At 63.7% G+C, this 19,486-nt stretch carries 19 protein-coding genes; 14 read left to right on the top strand and 5 right to left on the bottom strand.

Annotation, left to right across the window (positions count from 1 at the left end; genetic code table 11):
• Positions 1-52: 52 nt before the first annotated feature.
• Genes ABIE52_RS13585 through ABIE52_RS13575 form a run of 3 tightly spaced genes read left to right on the top strand, consistent with a single transcriptional unit; the run spans position 53 to position 3,007 of the window.
• Positions 53-1,003, top strand: a complete 951-nt coding sequence (locus ABIE52_RS13585) for a Ppx/GppA family phosphatase (protein WP_003941975.1) — start codon at positions 53-55, stop codon at positions 1,001-1,003.
• Entirely contained in the window at positions 1,003-2,115 is a 1,113-nt protein-coding gene (locus ABIE52_RS13580; RefSeq protein ID WP_192712097.1) for an Rv0497 family membrane protein, read from the top strand. The genes ABIE52_RS13585 and ABIE52_RS13580 overlap by 1 nt, the downstream gene beginning before the upstream one ends.
• A gap of 7 nt (positions 2,116-2,122) precedes the next feature.
• Positions 2,123-3,007: a sugar phosphate isomerase/epimerase family protein gene (locus tag ABIE52_RS13575; RefSeq protein WP_042923251.1), complete on the top strand. Its 885-nt coding sequence runs from the start codon at positions 2,123-2,125 to the stop codon at positions 3,005-3,007.
• Here ABIE52_RS13575 and ABIE52_RS13570 read toward each other — a convergent pair.
• The 4 genes from ABIE52_RS13570 to ABIE52_RS13555 all read right to left on the bottom strand — a co-directional run bounded on the left by ABIE52_RS13570 (position 2,987) and on the right by ABIE52_RS13555 (position 9,002).
• Positions 2,987-4,420, bottom strand: coding sequence for an HAD-IB family hydrolase (locus ABIE52_RS13570; protein WP_003941905.1), 1,434 nt, complete (start codon positions 4,418-4,420; stop codon positions 2,987-2,989). The two genes, ABIE52_RS13575 and ABIE52_RS13570, sit on opposite strands and share 21 nt — an antisense overlap.
• The gene (locus ABIE52_RS13565; RefSeq protein ID WP_192712098.1) at positions 4,417-6,753 is read right to left on the bottom strand and encodes a glycerol-3-phosphate 1-O-acyltransferase; all 2,337 of its coding nucleotides are present in this window, start codon (positions 6,751-6,753) and stop codon (positions 4,417-4,419) included. Before ABIE52_RS13565 ends, ABIE52_RS13570 begins: the two co-directional genes overlap by 4 nt.
• Positions 6,754-6,756: 3 nt before the next feature.
• Complete coding sequence (locus tag ABIE52_RS13560; protein WP_007735322.1) at positions 6,757-8,223, bottom strand: wax ester/triacylglycerol synthase domain-containing protein; 1,467 nt, start codon at positions 8,221-8,223, stop codon at positions 6,757-6,759.
• 155 nt (positions 8,224-8,378) lie between these two features.
• Positions 8,379-9,002, bottom strand: coding sequence for a TetR/AcrR family transcriptional regulator (locus tag ABIE52_RS13555; protein ID WP_003942051.1), 624 nt, complete (start codon positions 9,000-9,002; stop codon positions 8,379-8,381).
• Between the two features lie 150 nt (positions 9,003-9,152).
• Here ABIE52_RS13555 and ABIE52_RS13550 point away from each other — a divergent pair, with 150 nt between their 5' ends.
• The 7 genes from ABIE52_RS13550 (at position 9,153) to ABIE52_RS13520 (ending at position 14,577) form a co-directional block, all read left to right on the top strand.
• Positions 9,153-9,791 (top strand): MerR family transcriptional regulator, encoded by a 639-nt coding sequence (locus ABIE52_RS13550; protein WP_042453006.1) that lies wholly within the window; start codon positions 9,153-9,155, stop codon positions 9,789-9,791.
• Entirely contained in the window at positions 9,788-10,633 is an 846-nt protein-coding gene (locus tag ABIE52_RS13545) for a thioesterase family protein (RefSeq protein WP_042923249.1), read from the top strand. Before ABIE52_RS13550 ends, ABIE52_RS13545 begins: the two co-directional genes overlap by 4 nt.
• 34 nt (positions 10,634-10,667) lie before the next feature.
• Positions 10,668-11,483: a pyrroline-5-carboxylate reductase gene (gene proC / locus ABIE52_RS13540; RefSeq protein WP_003941923.1), complete on the top strand. Its 816-nt coding sequence runs from the start codon at positions 10,668-10,670 to the stop codon at positions 11,481-11,483.
• 126 nt (positions 11,484-11,609) lie between these two features.
• Positions 11,610-11,846, top strand: a complete 237-nt coding sequence (locus ABIE52_RS13535) for a helix-turn-helix domain-containing protein (RefSeq protein ID WP_003941845.1) — start codon at positions 11,610-11,612, stop codon at positions 11,844-11,846.
• A gap of 244 nt (positions 11,847-12,090) precedes the next feature.
• The gene (locus ABIE52_RS13530; RefSeq protein WP_003402602.1) at positions 12,091-12,192 is read left to right on the top strand and encodes a 30S ribosomal protein bS22; all 102 of its coding nucleotides are present in this window, start codon (positions 12,091-12,093) and stop codon (positions 12,190-12,192) included.
• Positions 12,193-12,409: 217 nt separating this feature from the next.
• Complete coding sequence (locus tag ABIE52_RS13525) at positions 12,410-13,543, top strand: NAD-dependent epimerase/dehydratase family protein (RefSeq protein ID WP_003941967.1); 1,134 nt, start codon at positions 12,410-12,412, stop codon at positions 13,541-13,543.
• On the top strand, positions 13,540-14,577 hold the full coding sequence (locus tag ABIE52_RS13520; RefSeq protein WP_042923247.1) for a lysophospholipid acyltransferase family protein: 1,038 nt from the start codon (positions 13,540-13,542) through the stop codon (positions 14,575-14,577). Before ABIE52_RS13525 ends, ABIE52_RS13520 begins: the two co-directional genes overlap by 4 nt.
• A gap of 39 nt (positions 14,578-14,616) precedes the next feature.
• Here the strand turns inward: ABIE52_RS13520 and ABIE52_RS13515 are convergent, their stop codons facing one another.
• Positions 14,617-15,612 (bottom strand): HAD family hydrolase, encoded by a 996-nt coding sequence (locus tag ABIE52_RS13515; RefSeq protein WP_020968932.1) that lies wholly within the window; start codon positions 15,610-15,612, stop codon positions 14,617-14,619.
• Positions 15,613-15,812: 200 nt separating this feature from the next.
• Between ABIE52_RS13515 and ABIE52_RS13510 the strand changes: the two genes are divergently transcribed.
• The 4 genes from ABIE52_RS13510 (at position 15,813) to hemC (ending at position 19,430) form a co-directional block, all read left to right on the top strand.
• Positions 15,813-16,073: a glutaredoxin family protein gene (locus tag ABIE52_RS13510; protein WP_003941953.1), complete on the top strand. Its 261-nt coding sequence runs from the start codon at positions 15,813-15,815 to the stop codon at positions 16,071-16,073.
• A 167-nt stretch (positions 16,074-16,240) separates the two neighbouring features.
• Positions 16,241-17,101, top strand: coding sequence for a redox-sensing transcriptional repressor Rex (locus ABIE52_RS13505; RefSeq protein WP_192712099.1), 861 nt, complete (start codon positions 16,241-16,243; stop codon positions 17,099-17,101).
• Positions 17,098-18,459, top strand: coding sequence for a glutamyl-tRNA reductase (locus ABIE52_RS13500; RefSeq protein ID WP_003941867.1), 1,362 nt, complete (start codon positions 17,098-17,100; stop codon positions 18,457-18,459). Before ABIE52_RS13505 ends, ABIE52_RS13500 begins: the two co-directional genes overlap by 4 nt.
• A complete protein-coding gene (hemC, locus tag ABIE52_RS13495; RefSeq protein WP_007735311.1) occupies positions 18,456-19,430 on the top strand; it encodes a hydroxymethylbilane synthase in 975 nt (324 codons plus the stop codon). Before ABIE52_RS13500 ends, hemC begins: the two co-directional genes overlap by 4 nt.
• Positions 19,431-19,486 lie beyond the last annotated feature (56 nt).

Raw genomic sequence — 19,486 nt, 5'->3', positions numbered from 1 at the left:
CTGGGTTACCTGCTGTCACAAGGGCCGACCGTAGACCCAGTAACGTGGCGATGTGCGACTAGGGGTACTCGACGTCGGAAGCAATACCGTCCATCTATTGGTTGTGGACGCCCATCGGGGCGGCCACCCAACACCCATGAGCTCGACCAAGTCCACGTTGAGGCTGGCAGAAAACACTGACGACCGCGGCGATATCACCACGTCAGGAGCCGATCGGTTGGTGTCGACGGTTTCCGAATTCGCCGGTATCGCCAAGACGTCCGGGTGCGAGGAAATGATGGCTTTTGCCACTTCCGCGGTCCGTGACGCCAACAATTCCGAAGCCGTACTCGCCCGCGTCCGCGCCGAGACCGGAGTCAACCTCGAGGTTCTGTCCGGGGTCGACGAAGCCCGCTTGACCTTTCTGGCCGTGCGCCGCTGGTACGGCTGGAGCGCCGGACGCATCCTGAACCTGGACATCGGCGGCGGCTCGCTCGAACTCACAGCAGGTGGTGACGAGGATCCGGACGTCGCCTTCTCACTGCAACTCGGTGCCGGACGGTTGACGCGCGACTGGCTACAGGCCGATCCGCCGGGCAAGCGCCGGGTCGCTGTATTGCGCGACTGGCTGGACGCGGAGTTGGTCGGACCAGCCAAGGAACTGCGCGCCGCCGGCGACTGGGACCGCACGGTCGGGACTTCGAAGACCTTCCGATCGTTGGCTCGGCTCACCGGCGCGGCCCCTTCTGCCGCAGGCCCCCGGGCAAAACGGACCCTGACTTCCAGCGGACTCAGGCAACTCATAGCCTTCATATCCAGGATGACGGCAGCGGACCGTGCAGAATTGGAAGGAGTGAGCTCGGATCGGTCACAGCAGATTGTGGCCGGCGCGCTCATCGCAGAGGCAACCATGCGGGCGCTCGGAGTGGACGAACTGGAAATTTGTCCCTGGGCACTGCGTGAGGGTCTGATTCTGCGAAAGCTCGACACAGAAATGGGCGGTGAATTGGTGGTGAGTGCTTGATGACCGAGGACAGTCAGCAGATTTCCGTAGCGGAACTGCTCAAGCGGAACGGTCAGAGCGTCGAATCCCGAGGTGGACGACGACGGCGCGGCGTAGCCGGTGGCATCTCCGTCGCCGAACTGACGGGTGAGATCCCGATCGTTCGCCAGTCGGGATCGCGCGCGGCCGCCGAGCCCGAGTCCGACGAACCAGCAGCCCAGCCTGAAGCCGCTGCGCCGGAGAACTCTGCACCTTCAGCGCCGGCCGAGGCCGTCGCGGAAACCGCCAAGTCAGTCGAACCGGCACCGAAGGTTCCCGCCGATCGCACCGCAGCCTTCGCCGTCTCGTTCGACGACGACGATGACGAGCCGCAGGCACCCAAGGGCGAGTCGAAGCCGGTTGCTGCGCCGCCGGTCACCACTCCGAAGCCGACTTCCACGCCTTCGCCGGGACAGACCTCGAAGTCCTCGCCCGGGCAGTGGGTGAGCCGGGCACCGCTCAACTCCTCGTCACCGACGCAGGTAACGCAGGAACCAGCCCTGCTGTCGGGTCAGACCCTGGCGGGCGACCTGATGCGTCAGGAGCGCGCCGCAACGCAGTCGCCGTCGTTGCGTCCGCCGATCCTGCCGCCGCGTGTCCCCACTCCCGTCGCCAAGGCACCTGCACAGACCGCTCCCGCTCCGGCCGCGCCGGAAGAGAGCACCGAACTGATCGACAAGATCGCAGACGCGGATGTCGGCGAGGCCGAATCCACCGCTGTTGTCGATCTGGTCAAGGCTCCGGCAGTCGATGACGGTGCAAAAAAGTCCAGTGCCGTCGCGGAGTCCGATGTCGAAGCCGAATCGGCAGCGGAAGAGACAGGCGAGCGTAACTCGATCCGTGAATGGGCAGTGCTTGCCGGTCAGGTGGTTGTTGCACTGATCGTCGGCGGCGCGATGTTCAAGGGCTTCGAGAAGCTGTGGGACATGCTGCCGTGGGTGGCGTTGGTGCTCGCGCTGATCGTGATCGTCGGCCTGGTTGCTGTCGTGCGGGTTCTGCGGAAGACGGACGACATCACGAGTTTCGTGATCGCGGTGGTCGTCGGCATGATCGTGACGCTCGGTCCACTGGCGTTCTTGTTGACCTCGGGTTGATCGGACGATGATCGGGGGATCGCAGCGCATGGTTCGTCGGCCGATAGCCGTCGGCCTGTCGACGGCTTCGGTATATCCGGAGAACACGGAAGCAGCATTTCGCTACGCCGCTGATCTCGGATACGACGGTGTCGAACTGATGGTGTGGGCCGAATCCGTGAGTCAGGACATCGGTGCTGTTGCCGCCCTCGTTCGCAAGTACGCCATTCCGGTGCAGGCGGTGCATGCGCCGTGTCTGCTGATTTCGCAGCGCGTGTGGGGTTCCGATCCGGTCGAGAAGCTCGAGCGTTCGGTGCGCACCGCCGAAACCTTGGGAGCGACGACGGTGGTCGTCCACCCGCCGTTCCGGTGGCAGCGCAAGTACGCCGAAGGCTTCGCGGAACAGGTTGTCGAACTCGAATCGAAGAGCAGCGTCGTGGTGGCGGTGGAGAACATGTTCCCCATGCGCGCCGACAGCTTCTTCGGCGGCAAGGACAAGTCCGCGGAGCGTCTGCGTAAACGTGGCGGTCCAGGGGCAGCGTTGTCCGCGTTCAGTCCGTCGTACGACCCGACCGATTCCGATCACGCTCACTACACACTCGACCTGTCGCACACCGCGACGGCGGGCATGGATGCCCTGGAGTTGGCCTCCCGTATGGGCAAGGGGCTCGAGCACCTGCACCTGGCCGACGGTCGCGGGGCGTCGATGGACGAGCACCTGATTCCGGGGCATGGCTCACAGCCGTGCGCGGAGTTGTGTCAGCAATTGGCTGCGAGCGAATTCAGCGGCCAGGCAGTCATCGAGATCAATACGCAGAACGCGCGCACCCGGCGGGAGCGGTCGTCGATGCTGGCGCAGGCGCTCGCGTTTGCACGCGAGCACCTGGCACGCTCAGCGGTGGCCGGCAAGTAGCGCAGCTTCGAACTGCGCGCGCACCTTCTCGACGTGTGCGTCGAGGTCTTTGGTCTCCCAGCCTTCGGTCGAGATGGGATCGAGCACCGAGACATAGACCGGGCCTGGATGGGCGACAAGCGAATTGCGCCACATCCGTTCACCCGCGTTGTGAATCACCACGGGCACGATCGGCACACCGGCTTGGATCGCCAAGTGGAATCCACCCTTCTTGAAAGGGCCCAGACGTGGCGTCGGAGAACGGGTGCCCTCCGGAGCTATGACTATCGAGACACCATTCTTCAGCTTGTCGACTGCCGGTTGCAGTGCAGCCTTCGCCTTCGTGGTGTCGGTGCGGTCGATGTAGGCGACGTCGAGCAGTGCACCGACGGGCATGAACCGCGGATCGCTTGCCGCTTCCTTCTTCGCGACGCCGGTCACGTCACGCTTGATCACGGTGCCCAGGACCAACATGTCCAGGGAACTCTGATGGTTGAACATGAACACCGCCGGGCGGTGATCCCACACGTTGTGCTCGCCGTCGATCTCGACGTCGATGCCCAGCAGTGAGAGCGAGATGTCGGGGCCGTACGTGCCGACCAGGTTCGCACCCAGTTGACGGTTCCCGGTGACAATGCCTGCCGACGCACCGAGGGCGGCGGTGGCAGCAAGCGCGCCCATGGCCGTCGCCGTTCGGATCGTGGAGATCGGTGTTGCGCCTCGTTGCGGTTTACGCAGGCTGACCGAAGGCCAGTGATTGCGCAACGCGATCTTGGCCAGACCACGATCGGGATTCAACGCGACAGGTCGCCCGACGGCCTCGAGCATGAAGACGTCTTCGACACCGTTGGAGTACGCAAACGCGTTCTTCAGATCGGCGCCCATCTTCTCGGCATAGCCTGCAAGGGCATTGGCCTTGGCCGGCCCCCACAGTGCGGGCGAAGACAGTTCGCCGGTTAGCATGCCGTCGACGACTTCGGGTTCGGTGCACAGCACGTCTTCGATGTCGAGATCTTCGGCGACGTACTTGGCCTGGAACGGAGTCGCCGACGTAGCCATCACGATCGTGTGGCCGGCTCGCCGGTGTGCCGCCAGTAGCCCGCGGGCTTCCGGGTAGATCATCGCGGCGATTTCCTGCTTGAACAGCCGTCGCCCCCAGTCGTTCAGTTCCTCGACGGTACGGCCGCCCAAGGCTCGAACGCCGATGTCCATGAGTGCTCCGACGTCAGCACCGCGGAATTGGGTGTCGATCGCGGCACCGGTGGTGCGCAAGAGTTCGCCGACGCTGATATCCAAGCGTCGCAGGCGGTCTCGGTACACAACGCTGGCCGAGTACCCGCTGATCAAGGTGCCGTCGAGGTCGAAGGCGGCGATCGTTCCGGGCCCGGGCGGGGCGGCTTCGATGGCGGAGTGCAGACGCTCGAGTCCGGTCACAGTCCTACTTCCTCGTTCGCGGCGGGCGCTCGGTTTGCTTCTGGAATGGTCACTACCGCAGCGGCGTCCGGTACCGGCATCGCCACCTGATCGAGTCGTGCATGCGCGAGTGCGCGAAGGTGACGCAGGCGCTCGACCTGAACCTTGATCTCGGCAGCGAATGCCAGGCGCCTGGCCCGGACTCCGTCGTCGTCGACTTCGATCAAGTTACGGTTGCGCGCCAAATTCAGTGCGGTGGCGAATAATTCGCCGGAGACGGATTCGTTGCTGGCGATCTGCTGCCGCAGTCGACGCTGATGTGCGACGTCGATGCAGTTGCTGATGAACGACTTTTCGTCGAACGATGTCGAAATCGGCGCGAGCACAAGCTGATCGGCGACAACCTGGTACGCCTCGAGGAACGGTTGGAGCACGCGGTGCGCGAGGTACGGGCGAACCGTCTCGATCATGTGCTCGGTTCGTTTGTCGTCGGCCATGACGGTTTCCCACTCGGGGTCGATCAGCGTCAGCTCGGTCCGCATCTCCTGCTCGAACGTGTCCCGGTCACTGAAGAAGAACTCGAATTTCAACAAATCTCGGATGCGCTTGGCCTCTGCCCACCCGTCCCCGATGGGGTCCTCGAACCGCTCTTCGACGGCTGCCTGAAGTACGAGTTCGGTGATGGCACGCACGACGAGAAAGTGAATCGTGTTGTTGCGGTAGAAGGCAGCGACAAGATGCTGGTCCTTGCCGAGGTAGAAGACCTGCTCGCCGCCCCGATCGAAGCGCTCGAGCACCCCGGAATCGACGTGTGTCTGCAATGCCTTCTCGATGACACGCGGATCGGACAGTTCGACGTCGCCGGCGATCGGAAGATTTCGCGCGGTGATGTAGCCGAACAGCGGCGTGAGAATCGCGGTGAGTTCACGAACGGTCAACGCCCGGTCTTCGATTCCGAGGAACGCCAACATCGCCAGTGAAGACACGGTCACCGGGGTGACCTCGTTGATGCGGTGACACACCTCGATGCCGGCCTTCTGAATGGCGAGGCGCTGATCGGTTTCCTGGCTGAGTGCGTCCGCGAGTGAGAGCGGCCGGCCGATGGTCACGTGCGCGACACCGTTGCGTTTTCCCTGGGCGCGTACGTAACCCACCATCCAGCGCAGGCCTTCCGGTGTCTTCTCGGCGCCGAGTGCCTCGGCAGCCATTGCCCCGACCTCGTAGAGCTGGTCGTAGCTCAGCGCGACGGGGACGAGGTACACGTCGGATGCGCCGCTGACCTGAAAGGCCTTGGTCAGGTAGGTCAGGAGACCGAAGCGCGGTGGGCGTAGTTTCCCGGTACGCCCGCGTCCACCTTCGATGTACCACTCCAGATTGAAGCGTTTGGTGAGCAGGTAGCGCATGTACTCGTGCATCGACCACTTGTAGACCTCGTCGTTGCCGATGCTTCGACGAATGAAGACGGTGCCGCTGCGCTTGAGGATCGAGCCCATGGGCCAGAAGCTGATGTTGAGGCCGCCCATGACGTGATTGAGCGGCAAGCCGTTCGCGATCAACGCCGGACGCAGGACGAGGGGATCGAGGTACGAACGGTGACTCGGGAGGAAGACCAGTGAGTGTTCCTTGTTCAGCTCACGGAGTTCCTCGAAGCGGCTCGTGTCCACGTCCAGCTTGTAGGCGCGAGCGAAGTAGCGGCCCAGGCGATCCCACACCGCGATGGCTTGGCGACTCTGGGTGGCAACCATTTCTTCGAGAGCTTCACGTGCGCGGCGATCGACTTCGGCGACGGCGATGTTCAACCGGTCGGCCAAAGCCATGACCTCGGTGGCGAATCGGCGGGTGTCGGTGATCTCGTCGACGACGAACCGTGACACCTTGTACTGGCCACCCAGAAGGCCCAATTCGGCGCGTTCGAGTGCCAGAGCGGCCTGCCGTCGGATGAACTCCGGTAGCGAACCGCCACCGCTCTTTTCGAGGCGACGCTCGAGATCGCTCAGTGGTGCGGGTTCACCTTCGATGACCTGGCACCGTGAGGGGTCGGTGCGCAGGGTTCTGCGTTGTGCACCGCGTCCGGGGTGGAGAGGATCGCGTGGTGCCAGCGCATCACGTAGTCGCACCGCGACGTTGTGCTTGGTGTGGGTGTCCGGAATCCACACCACGCGAAGCGGTGCGAGCATCGGGTCGTCGGTCCGTTCCGCCAGTTCTGCCAGGGTCTTGTCGGTGATGTTGACGGTGACCGGCCGAGTTTCGGATGAGCTTGCCTTGTCGGCAAGCCACTTTCGCAGCACGCCGGCTTCGGCCTCTGTCATGGTTTCGGTGAGGTACACGCGCGGGTTGGTCGTGTTCTCGCTCATGACTCACGCACCTTCCGTTGTGACTCCGAGAGCGACGATCTCGTCCAGGCTCTCCTGCAAGCACTGCATCAGCAGCGCGGGTTTTGTGATCGCGGCGGTGTCGAGATTGATTCCGATACAGCACACCCCGACGTGGGAGACCAGTGTCGCCATTGCCGCGCAACCGGGCGCCGGGCCGAACGGGAACATCCGCTCGATCTTCGCTCCGGCGAGATAGACCGGTACCGGTACGCCGGCGACGTTGCTGGCCTGCAGGTCCAGACCCGTCGACTGTGACAGATACCAGTTCGCGAGTAGATAATTCGGCAGGCGGGCGAGGATCGGGGCGGCGACGTCGAGAGCGTCCAACGCGGGCTCCTCCCGGAGACCCAGTACGATCTCTCGCACCTGCCTGATGCGTTTGGCCGGATCGGTTTCGGAGACCGGGCCGTTGAAGCGAACGGCTGCAAACCTGTTGCCGCCGTTGGCGTCTGCGCCCGTACGCATGCTGATCGGCATACCCATCGGAATGCTGTCGACGGACTGTCCGAAGGCTTCGTGGTAGCGACGGAAGCCGCCGAGCAAAGCGGCGACGTACGCGTCGTTGAGTGAGCCACCGGCAGCTTTCGCCCCGGCCTTGAGCTCGGGGACACCCACCTCGAGAGTTCCGAACCATCGTCCGAGACCACGATCGTGGAGCAGAGGGGAACCGGAACGAGCTGGGGGAGTGACGATCTTGCGGAGTGAATTGGCGTAACCGAGGACCTCGGAAGCTGTCGTGATCGGACTCGAGATCGCCGTGGTCGCAACATTGGTGGCACCGCGGACCAGCTTGGCGATACGCGAGGGCGCACGCCGGATCTCGCTGACGACCTCCTCGCCGAAGGCGCCCACCGATGACAGATGCTCAGGAGCAGGCGGTGTGCGGTCGGGCTTGTTCGGAGTGGGGTCCGGGCGTCTGCTGTGCAGGAGCGTCATCATCTGGATGCCGCCCATGCCGTCGGTGATGGAGTGGTGAGTCTTGACCACGAACACGGCGCGACCGTCGTCGAGACCTTCGATGAGCAGCGCGCTCCACGGCGGTCGAGCCTTGTCGAAAGGTTCCGTCGCAAGGTGACGACACATGCGCAGTGCGTGATCGAAGTCCGCCGGTGCAGGTAAGCGGACGCGTCGTAGGTGGTAGCCGATGTCGAACTCGGGATCGACGGACCACACCGGATTGCCCAGCTGCATTGCCGGTTCCACTGCTCGCATACGAATACGCGGAACCACGTGCGATGCCCACTCGACTGCGTCGAGAAGTCGATCCCAGTCCGGGGCACGATCGAGAACCTCCACCGCAACGATCGGTGAGCGCAGTTGCGGCTGCGCCTCTTCCATCCGCCACATTCCAGTCTCGAAGTCGGACATCGTGCGGTTCGCCCCCCAGGCGACCGCGGAAAGGTCGACGTCGACCGCGCTAGGAGGAACAAATGGATTGCTGTTGGCCATACGTCAAGAACTCCCTCGGTCTGCGGATCCACCCCGCGCATCTCTGCTTCTAAGTGTGGACCCGCGACCGTGGGCGCGTCCCGGTTTCGGTGTCAGCCGACAGGTGTGACGTTCGTCAGTTAAGGGCTAATCGGACATGCCGGGAAGTTCAGTGCTCAAGAAGTGACGCCGACGGCTTTCAGGGCTATCTCGCGGTAGAGAACACTGACTTCGCGCGGAGTCTGCGGCCCGTCGAGTCGATACCAGAGGACGACGGACTGACACATTCCCAGTAGTGCACGGCCCGTTCCGGTGATGTCCGGGACCGTGAACTCACCGCTCTCGACGCCTGCCGTCAGTACGTCGACGAGTAGGTTCTCGAGCTTCTTTCGCTTGGCGGCGTAGCTCTTTCGTTCCGCGTCCTCGAGGTACCGCAGTTCGGAATCGAGGAAGGCTATGTCGGAGCGACTGGTCATGTGCAGAACACACGCCTCGACGAGATTGCCGAACTGTGCCGTCGGCGACGGTCCGGCAGCGTCGACCGCAGCGCTCGCGCGTGCGGTGACGTTCTCGATGCCCGGTTCCATCAGCGCGACGAGGATGCCCTGTTTGTTGCCGTGGTGGTAATACAGCGTCGGCACGGTGACACCGGCACGTTTTGCGATGTCACGAACCGACGCTCCGTGGTAACCGAGTTCGTGGAACACCTCGAGTGCGGCGGTGAGCAGGGGAGTCAGCGTCAGTGGTTCCACGATGCGCCACTGTTCGTCGGGCTGAGCCTCCGACTGCAAATCCGTCATTCCGCCTGTTCGCTCCGTTCGGAAATTTCTGGTGGTGTGCGCAAAGAAGGTTCAACCCTAGCGCAAGGCGTGTCCTCCTTACCGATGCTCGGCCCCCATTGGATAGCATCACTATCCAGTAATGGGTCGAGCGAGTTGGACGGAGGAGCGGTGAAGGTTTCCGAACTGGCCGCACAGTCCGGCGTTGCACTGGCCACTATCAAGTACTACCTCCGTGAAGGTCTGCTGATGCCGGGTGAGCCGACCAGCGCAACGGGAGCGAGGTACGGCGAACAGCACGTCCGGCGACTCGCGTTGATCAGGGCCCTGGCCGGGGCGGGACTCGCGATTCCACGGATTCGCGCGGTGCTCGAACTGGTGGACACTGACGAGCGATCCGAATTCGAGACTTTCGGCCGCGCAATCGCGCAACTACCCCCGTACGTCGAACCTGAACCGGATCCAGAGTTCCCCAGAGCTCGCAAGGTTCTGGAGTTTCTCGGTCAGGTTTTCGAGCCGAGGTACGTGGCGGTCGCGCACCTCGAGCGGGCACTGATCGGCCTCGAGGATGCAGGACTGAGTCTCTCGGACGAGCGCCTGCGCGCCTACGGCGACCACATCCGAGGGATTGCCGAAGTGGAAATCGAGCTGATGCCTACCAGTTCGACCGAGGACGGCATTCGCTATGCGGTCCTCGGAACCGCCATGTACGAACCCGTCCTGACAGCATTGCGACGCCTGGCGCACCAAGATTTGGCCGCACGACATTTCCCGCAACACCGAGAAAGCACCGAACAGGAAAATCGATGAGCACCAGTCCCTTTCAAGATCTCAATCGCCTCACCTCGCTCGGCGACGGGCGATACACCGCAACGATCGATTCGATCTGGACCATCGGGCCGAAAGTGCACGGCGGCTCCATGATGGCTGTGTGCGCCGCTGCCGCGCGTCGATGTCTGCGAGACGGCGCAGGTGAGAACGACTCGCTTCTGAAGATGCAGCCACTCGCGGTGAGCGCCAACTATCTGTCGGCCCCAGATCCGGGTGAAGTCGAACTGGAGGTGATCGTCCGAAAGCAGGGACGCCAGGTCGCGTTGTTCGACGTCGAGTTGAGCCAGGCGGGCCGCAGCGCTGTTCGCGCGGCGGTCACGCTCGGATTCCCCGATGACGGCGACCCCACCTTCGTCACGGCCTCGTCGATCGACGACATGTCACCGGAACCGCCGGAGAGTGCGGTGGCAGTCATCGGCGATCACCCGATGGCGCAGGTCGTGCATGTCGGTCAGGGTTGCGACATGCGAATCGACACCACCTCGGCGCACTTCCTGACCGGCAGCCAAGGCGAGGCCGAGGTCAGGATGTGGGTCCGTCCTCGACCCGAGGACGAAAACGACCTCGACACCGCTGTGCTGTTCGCGATCATGGCGGGTGACATCAGCGCGCCGGTGACGATGAACCGCGGCCTGTTCGGGTGGGCGCCGACCGTGCAGTTGACGACGTACCTGCGCCGACTGCCGACGCCGGGATGGCTTCGCGTGCGGGCGAGCTCGGATGTTCTGGGCAGCACGTGGTTCGAAGAGGATCATGCTGTTCTCGATTCGACGGGCGCAGTCGTCGTCCAGAGTCGTCAATTGGCGATGATGCCCCGCTAGGGTCGATCGCTGCGGTCGTGGCAGGCTGTTCGCCATGACAAGAATTGCGATTATCGGTGGCGGCAAGATCGGCGAGGCGCTGATCTCCGGGCTGTTGCAGGCCGGCCACGCCATCAAGGATCTGGTCGTCGCCGAGCAATATCAGCCTCGCGCAGACGAATTGATCGCCGAATACTCCATCCGCGTCAGCACGGTCGCCGATGCCGCCGAGGGTGCGGACGTCATCGTCATCGCGGTGAAGCCGAACGACGTCGAGTCAGCGCTCACGGCGTTGACGAAGGTCGATCTGGACGGCGACCTCGAACAATTGATCGTTTCCCTTGCGGCGGGAATCCCCACGGGATTCTTCGAAACGCGTCTGCCCGCAGGGTTCCCGGTCATCCGCGTCATGCCGAACACCCCCATGTTGGTCGGGGAGGGCGTGAGCGTGCTCTCGCCCGGACGGCACGTCAAGGCCGAGCATCTCGAGCTCGTACGCGGCATCCTCGGCAGCGTCGGCAAGGTGGTCACGGTTCCCGAATCGCAGATCGACGCGGTCACGGCTGTCTCCGGTTCCGGCCCGGCCTACTTCTTTCTGGTCGCCGAAGCGATGATCGACGCGGGAGTCGGTCTCGGCCTGACGCGCCCTGTCGCTACCGAATTGGTGGTGCAGACGATGGTCGGTTCCGCAGCGATGCTCGATCGCACCGGCGACAGCGCGACGGATCTTCGCGCCGCGGTGACGTCACCGGGCGGAACGACGGCTGCGGCACTGCGTCAGCTCGAAGCGGGCGGCCTGCGGACGGCGTTCTTCGATGCCTTGGATGCCGCCAAGTCGCGCTCGGCCGCGATGGGTGCAGCTGCGGATTAGTCGTCCGTTTAGCCACACCCGTCGCTTTAACCCCACCAGTACAGCTAAGCTCGACTTAGTACGTACGTGTCTGTTCCGCCGGAGGGGAAGCCGGCGGCGCGAGTCGTGCTGGAGGTATGTGGATTAATGGTGTCTGCAAACAAGCCGTCCATGGGTTCGTCCCACGACGGAAAGCCGGCAGTGGCCGGCACGCAATTCCTCACTGTTGCTGAGGTAGCAACTTTGATGAGGGTGTCGAAAATGACTGTGTACCGGTTGGTACACAGTGGCGAATTGCCTGCTGTACGAGTGGGCCGTTCGTTCCGTGTACATGCGAAGGCAGTACACGATTACCTCGAAACCTCGTACTTCGATGCCGGCTGACCAGCCGGTTCGAAGAGGATGACCTCGGCGTGAGCCGAGTCGCGGGCACAGCGGTTGCTGTGCCGGAGGCTCGGTTTATGCCGAGTGACTCCACACCGGTACGATGAGTCACTGTCGTACCAGCAAGCTGGTGTCGTAAGGCGCTGAGCTAGTTAAAACGAGGGCCAGGCGCCAATTGCTTGGCGCAGGCGTACGTGACCGGCGTGCGCAGGAACGCTAGAGAAGAACGTGAGGGACACCCGCTATGGGTTCAGTGATCAAGAAGCGTCGCAAGCGCATGTCGAAGAAGAAGCACCGCAAGCTGCTTCGTCGTACCCGAGTACAGCGCAGGAAACTCGGTAAATAAGCAGTACCTGTTGATGCCCGCCACCCCTTCCGGGGTGGCGGGCATCAGCATATTCGGGGGAAAGCGATGTGTGCCACGTCTCATTGGCTGGGCGGTTTGTCTTGAATGGCCGAAATTTGGGTAGTCAGCGCGGGACCCCCTCTGCCCGTAAAGTGGGGGAAAATCGCGGGAGGGACGCTTCGGCAGAGCGCGTTTCTACTGGATATGGGGGTACTTGGTGGTTGAAGGTGACAACACTTCAGGGGGCACGACGCCTCGCGTCGTACTGGTGACCGGGGCGAGCAGATTTCTCGGCGGCTACCTGGTGACCAGGCTTGCGCAGAATCCGTCGATCGAGCGTGTCATCGCCGTCGACGCCGTCAGTCCGAGCAAGGACATGATGCGCAGAATGGGCCGCGCGGAATTCGTGCGAGCAGACATCCGCAATCCGCTGATCGGCAAAGTGATCCGAAACGCCGAGGTCGACACCGTCGTGCACGCGTCGACGCTTCAGAAAGCCCCCAAAGCCGGCAGCCGCGCCGCGATGAAGGACATGAACGTCATCGGCGCCATGCAACTGTTCGCGGTCTGCCAGAAAGCTCCGACGGTTCGCAAGGTGGTCCTGCGCTCGGCTTCGGTCGTCTACGGGTGCAGTGCCAAGGATCCCGCTCAGTTCACCGAAGAAATGAGTGCGCGCCGCCGGCCGCCGGGCGGATATGCCCGCGACAGCCTCGAGATCGAGGGATACCTCCGCGGGATGGGGCGTCGGCGCCCGGACATCTCGGTCGGGATTCTGCGGTTGGCGCCGTTGATCGGACCTCAGCTGACTGCAACCGTCGGGCACTACGTCACCGCCCCACTCGTGCCCACCATCGTCGGGCGCAACGCGCGCCTGCAATTGCTCCACGTCGAGGATGCCCTCGCGGCGCTGGAGAAGGCGACCATCGGACACGCTTCGGGTACGTACAACATCGCCGGCGACGGAGTGGTCATGATGTCGCAGGCGATCCGCCGGGCAGGCAGGGTGGAAGTTCCCATGCCGCTCGCTCTGTTCCGCAGCGTCGGGAGCGCGTTGGTGGGGTCGTCCATGAGGCTGTACACCGACGAGCAACTCGAGTACTTCCGGTTCGGCTGCGGACTCGACACCACTCGCATGCGCAGCGAGCTGGGGTTCGAGCCGCGATGGACCACCATGCAAGCACTCGACGATTTCATGCGTGCGATGCAGACGCGCCGGATCATCAAGTCCGAGTGGATCGATCGGGCGGAGAATGCGTTGACCACCATCCTCGGCGGTGACACCGCCGCGGCGGCAACAAGTGCAGACGTGATGCACATGCCGCTGTCGGGACGAAGTGCGGTGAAGGGGTGACTGACGTGGCGAAGGTAATTCCCCTGCGGCCCAGCGCAACTCACACCGGAAAGTCGGCAACTTCCCGTTCGCGTGAGTCCGTCACCGGTGCAGAGCGTGACATCCGTGAACAAAGTGAGCGCCGGCATCCGTCCGGAGTGTCCTCGGCGGCCGACCACGGCGGTGAGAGCACGTTCGTCGATTCGGCCAGGTCGGCGATCGTCGACCAGATCGCCTCGGCAGCAGAATTCTTCCGACGTCGGGTGTCCGGCGACTACGAGGTCGACGAGTTCGGGTTCGACCCGCATTTCGCGGACAACGTCGTCATGCCGATGTTGCGCCCGTTGTTCGAGAAGTGGTTTCGCGTCGAGGTCAGTGGGATCGAGAACATTCCCCTCACCGGGGGAGCGCTTGTGGTCGCCAACCACGCCGGTGTGATCCCGATCGACGGACTGATGACGTCGGTTGCCGTGCACGATCACCATCCAGCGCATCGTCCACTGCGAATGTTGGCTGCGGACATGGCATTCGAGATGCCAGTGGTGGGTGGACTGGCGCGCAAAGCCGGTCATACGTTGGCCTGCAACCCCGACGCCGAGCGTCTGCTCAACGACGGTGAAGTCGCGGCCGTGTTCCCGGAAGGATTCAAGGGCATCGGGAAACCGTTCAGTGAGCGGTACAAGTTGCAGCGGTTCGGGCGCGGTGGCTTCGTGTCGGCCGCAATGCGAACCGGTGTTCCGATCATTCCGTGCTCGATCGTGGGTTCGGAGGAGATCTATCCCAAAATCGGTGATCTCACCACACTCGCACGCGTTCTCGGTCTTCCGTATTTCCCGGTGACACCGCTGTTTCCACACTTCGGGCCGCTCGGCCTGGTTCCGTTGCCGTCGAAGTGGTACATCGAGTTCGGAAAGCCCATCGTCACCGATACCTTCGAGAGCGGTGCCGCCGACGATCCGATGGTCCTGTTCGAGGTCACGGACCACGTCCGAGAAACGATTCAGCAGACGCTGTATCGACTGTTGGCCAAGCGTCGCAACGTCTTTCTCGGCTGAGTTCGGTCCGGATCGCTGCTCGATCCGGACCGAACCCGCTCAGGCGTTCTGTTCTTTGCGCCTGGCGAGAATTGCCGCGAGCGCCCCGCCGACCGCTCCGAGCACCAGCGCCGTCGGTACGCCGATCTTGGCGGCCTTTCGTCCGGTGCGGAAATCGCGAACTTCCCACCCGCGGTTCTTCGCGAGTTCACGAAGATCTGCGTCGGGATTGATCGCCACCGGTGTCCCCACCAACGAGAGCATCGGAACGTCGTTGTGGCTGTCGGAGTAGGCGGAACAGCGCTTGAGATTGAGTCCTTCACGCACCGCCAACGTCCGTACGGCGTGCGCCTTGCCCATGCCGTGCAGGATGTCGCCGACGAGTCGGCCGGTGAAGACGCCGTCCTCACTCTCGGCGACAGTGCCCAAGGCGCCGGTCAATCCCAGTTTCTCGGCGATGACCTGAGCCAGTTCGACCGGAGTTGCCGTCACCAACCACACCTGTTGTCCGGCGTCGAGGTGCATCTGGGCCAACGCCCTCGTGCCTGGCCAGATCTTGTCGGCGATGACCTCGTCGTAGATCTCCTCGCCGAGGCGGGCGAGTTCGGCGGTGGATCGACCGGCCACGAAGGACAGTGCTTTCTCGCGGCCTTCGGCGACGTCGTCACTACTTTCTCGGCCGGTGACTCGGAACTTGATCTGCTTCCACGCGAAATCCACCAGATCCGAGGTCTTGAGATACTTTCGTGCAGCGAGACCACGGGCGAAGTGGATGATCGACGCACCCTGCACCATGGTGTTGTCGACGTCGAAGAATGCGGCGGCCGTGAGGTCGCGCGGAACGGCCGGGGGCTCTTCGCCGGTTTCCGGTTCTGTGGGGTTGGCAGCTTCGTGCAATGCCAGAGCTGCGTCAGCGCTCGCCTCGCCGGCGAGATTGGCTCGAACTTCCGACTCACTCGGGCCCAGCGGATTCTTCACATGGCGACGTCCGGGGAGAATGACCCCGGCAAGCCCTGATCCGAATCCGGAGCCGTTCGGTAGTGATCGCGCAGGCACCCGCACCTCCCGTGTTGCATTCTCGAGCAGAGAACTCTTCGAGTCAGCCTATCCTCCGCGATGAGGCCCGATGGGTTGGATGGTGACCTTCCCTGTGGTGTGTGACGTTCCTCTCCGCCGATTTGGCACCGAGTGGGGCTCCGGAGGCACACTCGACCGATCAAGTAGATGGCTTCCCCGTAGAAGAAAGGTATGCGTCGATGACTGCAGCTACGCATGAAGTGACCCTGTTGACACGCGCAGGATGCGCGTCCTGCGTCGGCGCGGCGGAGGTCCTGCGACGGGTCTGTTCCGAGTTCGAGCTGGAATTGACGTGCATCGACGTGGACGAAGCTGCCGCGACGGATCCAGAGCTGAGAGCGGAGTACGGAGACAGATTGCCCGTCATTCTTCTCGACGGACGCGAGCACGGTTACTGGGAAGTCGACGAGGAGCGCCTTCGTGACGATTTACGCAAGTAAGGCAACCCTCAAAGTTGTCCGCGGAGCCGCTTTGCAGGTGAACGGCACATCGAACCCGTCTCGAGCAACTTTGTGCATGGGTTCACAAGCGGTTACCGTGGTGTGAACATTCCCCCGGAGCATCGTGGAGGTCGACAGTCGCGTCGACCGGACGAGGAGCCAGCGACGTGACCGAACCGCACCAGACGCATGAGCCTGTGGCTCAGCGCGTCACCGGCGCTGCGGGCTCTTCCGTCACCGACGCTTCCAGCGCCTCGGTTACCGACCCGATCGCTCAGGATCGCGTCATCCCCCAGGCTACGGTGACGCGCTTGGCCGCATACCTGCGGGTCCTCGGAGTGATGTCCGACCGGGGTACCTCCATCGTCTCGAGCGAGGAACTCGCGCAGGCGTCAGGTGTCGGATCAGCGAAGTTGCGTAAGGATCTGTCGTTCCTCGGACCCAACGGTGTCCGCGGCGTCGGGTACGACGTCAACAGGCTCCGCATCCGCATCGAGCGTGCACTCGGACTCGATCGTGGGCACAAGGTCGTTCTCGTCGGAGTCGGAAACCTCGGCAAGGCGCTGGTCGGCTACGGCGGATTCAGCCGCCGCGGTTTCGAGATGGTCGGACTCTTCGACAGTGATGCAGATCGAATCGGAAGCAGAGTCGGGGATCTCGTCGTGCGCAGTACCGAGGAACTGACCGTCGCCTGCCGTGAACTGAATGCGACCATCGGCGTCATCTCCACACCGGACGAGGCAGCTCAGGGCGTGTGCGACCAGTTCGTCAGCGCCGGGCTGCGCTGCATCATGAGTTTTTCGCCGATCGCCCTCGACGTTCCCGATCACGTGGAACTGCGACGTGTAGATCTAGCCGTCGAGATGCAGGTTCTCTCCTTCAACAGTGCGCGCAATGCCGATCAGGCATCCAGCGCGCCGCGAGTACGAGTGGCTCACGCCGCATCCGCTTCGTCAGTCCCATCCACCAGTTCACCCGCTCCGGTCGGAGCAGGTTCGACAAGAAACGGATCAGTGATCGCGCCGTGAGTGTTCTGCTTGTCGGGGTCTCGCATCGAACCGCGCCCGTCCCGGTGCTCGAGCGAGTAGCTGTCACCGACACCGATCGTCCGAAGCTGATCGACAAGCTTCTGGCGTCTTCGCACATCTCCGAAGCGATGATCGTCTCCACCTGTAACCGGGTGGAGGTCTACGCGGTGGTGGACGCGTTCCACGGTGCACTCACCGAGGTCGGTGAAATCCTGGCCGACCATTCGGGTCTCGACCTGACAGCGCTGCACGCTCACGCGTACGTCCGCTACAGCGAAGCAGCCGTCGAGCACCTCTTCGCGGTGGCCAGCGGCCTCGATTCCATGGTGATCGGCGAACAGCAGATCCTCGGCCAGATCCGTTCGGCCTACGCATCTTCGGATGCGCAGCAGGCCGCCGGACGCGTCGTCCACGAACTGGCTCAGCAGGCACTGCGCGTCGGCAAGCGAGTGCATTCCGAAACCGGAATCGACTCCGCCGGAGCATCAGTCGTGTCCGTGGCTCTCGATCGTGCAGCGGGCATCATCGGTGAGGGCGGCCTGGTCGGCCGCACTGCCGTGGTTGTCGGTGCAGGCTCGATGGGCGGTCTGTCGGTTGCGCATCTCACCCGCGCCGGAATCGCACGCATCGTCGTCGTCAACCGGACACAGGAACGCGCCGAGCACCTGGCAGAGACGGCACGCTCCAACGGCGTCGACGCCGACGGTGTTGCCTTCGATCAGCTTTCGGCCGCGATGGCGCAGGCAGATGTCATGGTGACCTGTACCGGCGCGGTCGGGGCAGTGGTCACCCTGGCGGATGTGCACCGCGCACTCGCCGAGCCCGATCGCGACAACACCAAGCACCTCGTCATCTGCGACCTCGGGCTGCCGCGCGACATCGATCCCGCCGTCGCCGGCCTGCCGGGTGTGACCGTTCTCGACATGGAGACGCTGCAGCGTGATCCAGCGGCAGGCGCCGCCGCTTCCGACGCAGATGCCGCACGCACCATCGTTGCCGGTGAGCTTGCGACGTACCTCGCGGGACAGCGTCTCGCCGAGGTCACTCCGACCGTCACGGCTTTGCGTCAGCGCGCCGCCGACGTCGTCGAAGCCGAACTGATGCGGCTCGATTCGCGTCTGCCCGGCCTGGACGATCCGCAGCGCGACGAGGTTGCGCGCACCGTGCGCCGCGTCGTGGACAAGCTTCTCCACGCCCCGACCGTGCGCGTCAAGCAACTGGCGTCGGCCCCCGGCGGCGACTCCTACGCAGCAGCGCTGCGCGAACTCTTCGAACTCAGCCCCGGATCTCCCGCGGCCGTGGCCACACCCACCGATCTGGTGGACGGCGACCGCACTGGAAGGGACCTGCAGGCATGAGCGTCACCACCCCTCGATCGGGGAGCCCGCTGCGGATCGGCACTCGCGGAAGTCTTCTCGCGACCACGCAAGCCGGTACCGTGCGCGATGCCCTCATTGCGGCCGGACATCCCGCCGAGTTGGTCATCATCAAGACCAAGGGCGACCAGTCCACCGATCCCGTCCAGAAGATCGGCGTCGGAGTGTTCACGGCAGAGCTTCGAGAAGCCTTGCTGGACAACCGCGTCGACGTTGCGGTGCATTCCTACAAGGACTTACCGACCGCGCAGGACCCGCGTTTCGTCATCGCGGCGATTCCGCCACGCGAAGATCCGCGTGACGCGCTCGTCGCCCGTGACGGTCTGGTCCTCGGGGAGCTCCCGGCCGGTTCCAAGGTGGGAACCTCGGCGCCGCGCCGTGTTTCGCAGCTGAAGGCACTCGGTCTCGGCCTCGACATCGTGCCGTTGCGGGGCAACCTGCAGCGCCGTCTCGGCAAAGTCGAATCCGGTGAACTCGACGCCGTGATCCTCGCTCGCGCCGGCCTGTCTCGTATCGGTCTGCTCGATCTCATCACCGAGAATATCGAGCCCGTGCAGATGCTCCCTGCTCCGGCGCAGGGTGCTTTGGCCGTCGAATGCCTTTCTGCCAATGTGGAATTGGCGGCGATCCTCGCCGAGCACGACGACGCGGGTACCCGGGCGGCAGTTACTGCCGAGCGCGCCCTGCTCGCCGAGTTGGAAGCCGGCTGCACCGCTCCGGTGGGAGCGATCGCGGAGATCGTCGAATCCCTCGACGACGACGGCAGAATCTTCGACGAACTGTCGGTACGCGGCTGCGCAGCCGCCATCGACGGTTCGGACGTCATCCGTACCGGCGCCGTGGGTGCGCCGGACAAGGCCGAGGAACTCGGCCGAGCGGTAGCGCGCGAGTTACTCGAACTCGGCGCCCGCGAGTTGATGAACGTGACTACAGGCGAGGCAGCCGATGTTTGACGCCCCACTTTGCACTTGCACCAAGTTCCCATTTCGATACAGCGCACTGGAGAATC

This window comes from Rhodococcus sp. OAS809, from assembly GCF_040546695.1.
GTDB classification, from domain to species: Bacteria; Actinomycetota; Actinomycetes; order Mycobacteriales; family Mycobacteriaceae; genus Rhodococcus_F; species Rhodococcus_F qingshengii.
The sequence above is the reverse complement of the archived record's forward strand: the minus strand, read 5'-3'. Positions and strand labels throughout refer to the sequence as shown.

Excerpts from the sequence above, each read along its gene's own strand:
- ABIE52_RS13545 (WP_042923249.1), top strand. The coding sequence starts at position 9,788 with ATGAGCACCAGTCCCTTTCAAGATCTCAATCGCCTCACCTCGCTCGGC.
- ABIE52_RS13575 (WP_042923251.1), top strand. The coding sequence starts at position 2,123 with ATGATCGGGGGATCGCAGCGCATGGTTCGTCGGCCGATAGCCGTCGGC.
- ABIE52_RS13510 (WP_003941953.1), top strand. The coding sequence starts at position 15,813 with ATGACTGCAGCTACGCATGAAGTGACCCTGTTGACACGCGCAGGATGC.
- ABIE52_RS13535 (WP_003941845.1), top strand. The coding sequence starts at position 11,610 with ATGGTGTCTGCAAACAAGCCGTCCATGGGTTCGTCCCACGACGGAAAG.
- ABIE52_RS13555 (WP_003942051.1), bottom strand. The coding sequence starts at position 9,002 with ATGACGGATTTGCAGTCGGAGGCTCAGCCCGACGAACAGTGGCGCATC.
- ABIE52_RS13530 (WP_003402602.1), top strand. The coding sequence starts at position 12,091 with ATGGGTTCAGTGATCAAGAAGCGTCGCAAGCGCATGTCGAAGAAGAAG.
- hemC (WP_007735311.1), top strand. The coding sequence starts at position 18,456 with ATGAGCGTCACCACCCCTCGATCGGGGAGCCCGCTGCGGATCGGCACT.
- proC (WP_003941923.1), top strand. The coding sequence starts at position 10,668 with ATGACAAGAATTGCGATTATCGGTGGCGGCAAGATCGGCGAGGCGCTG.
- ABIE52_RS13580 (WP_192712097.1), top strand. The coding sequence starts at position 1,003 with ATGACCGAGGACAGTCAGCAGATTTCCGTAGCGGAACTGCTCAAGCGG.
- ABIE52_RS13560 (WP_007735322.1), bottom strand. The coding sequence starts at position 8,223 with ATGGCCAACAGCAATCCATTTGTTCCTCCTAGCGCGGTCGACGTCGAC.
- ABIE52_RS13565 (WP_192712098.1), bottom strand. The coding sequence starts at position 6,753 with ATGAGCGAGAACACGACCAACCCGCGCGTGTACCTCACCGAAACCATG.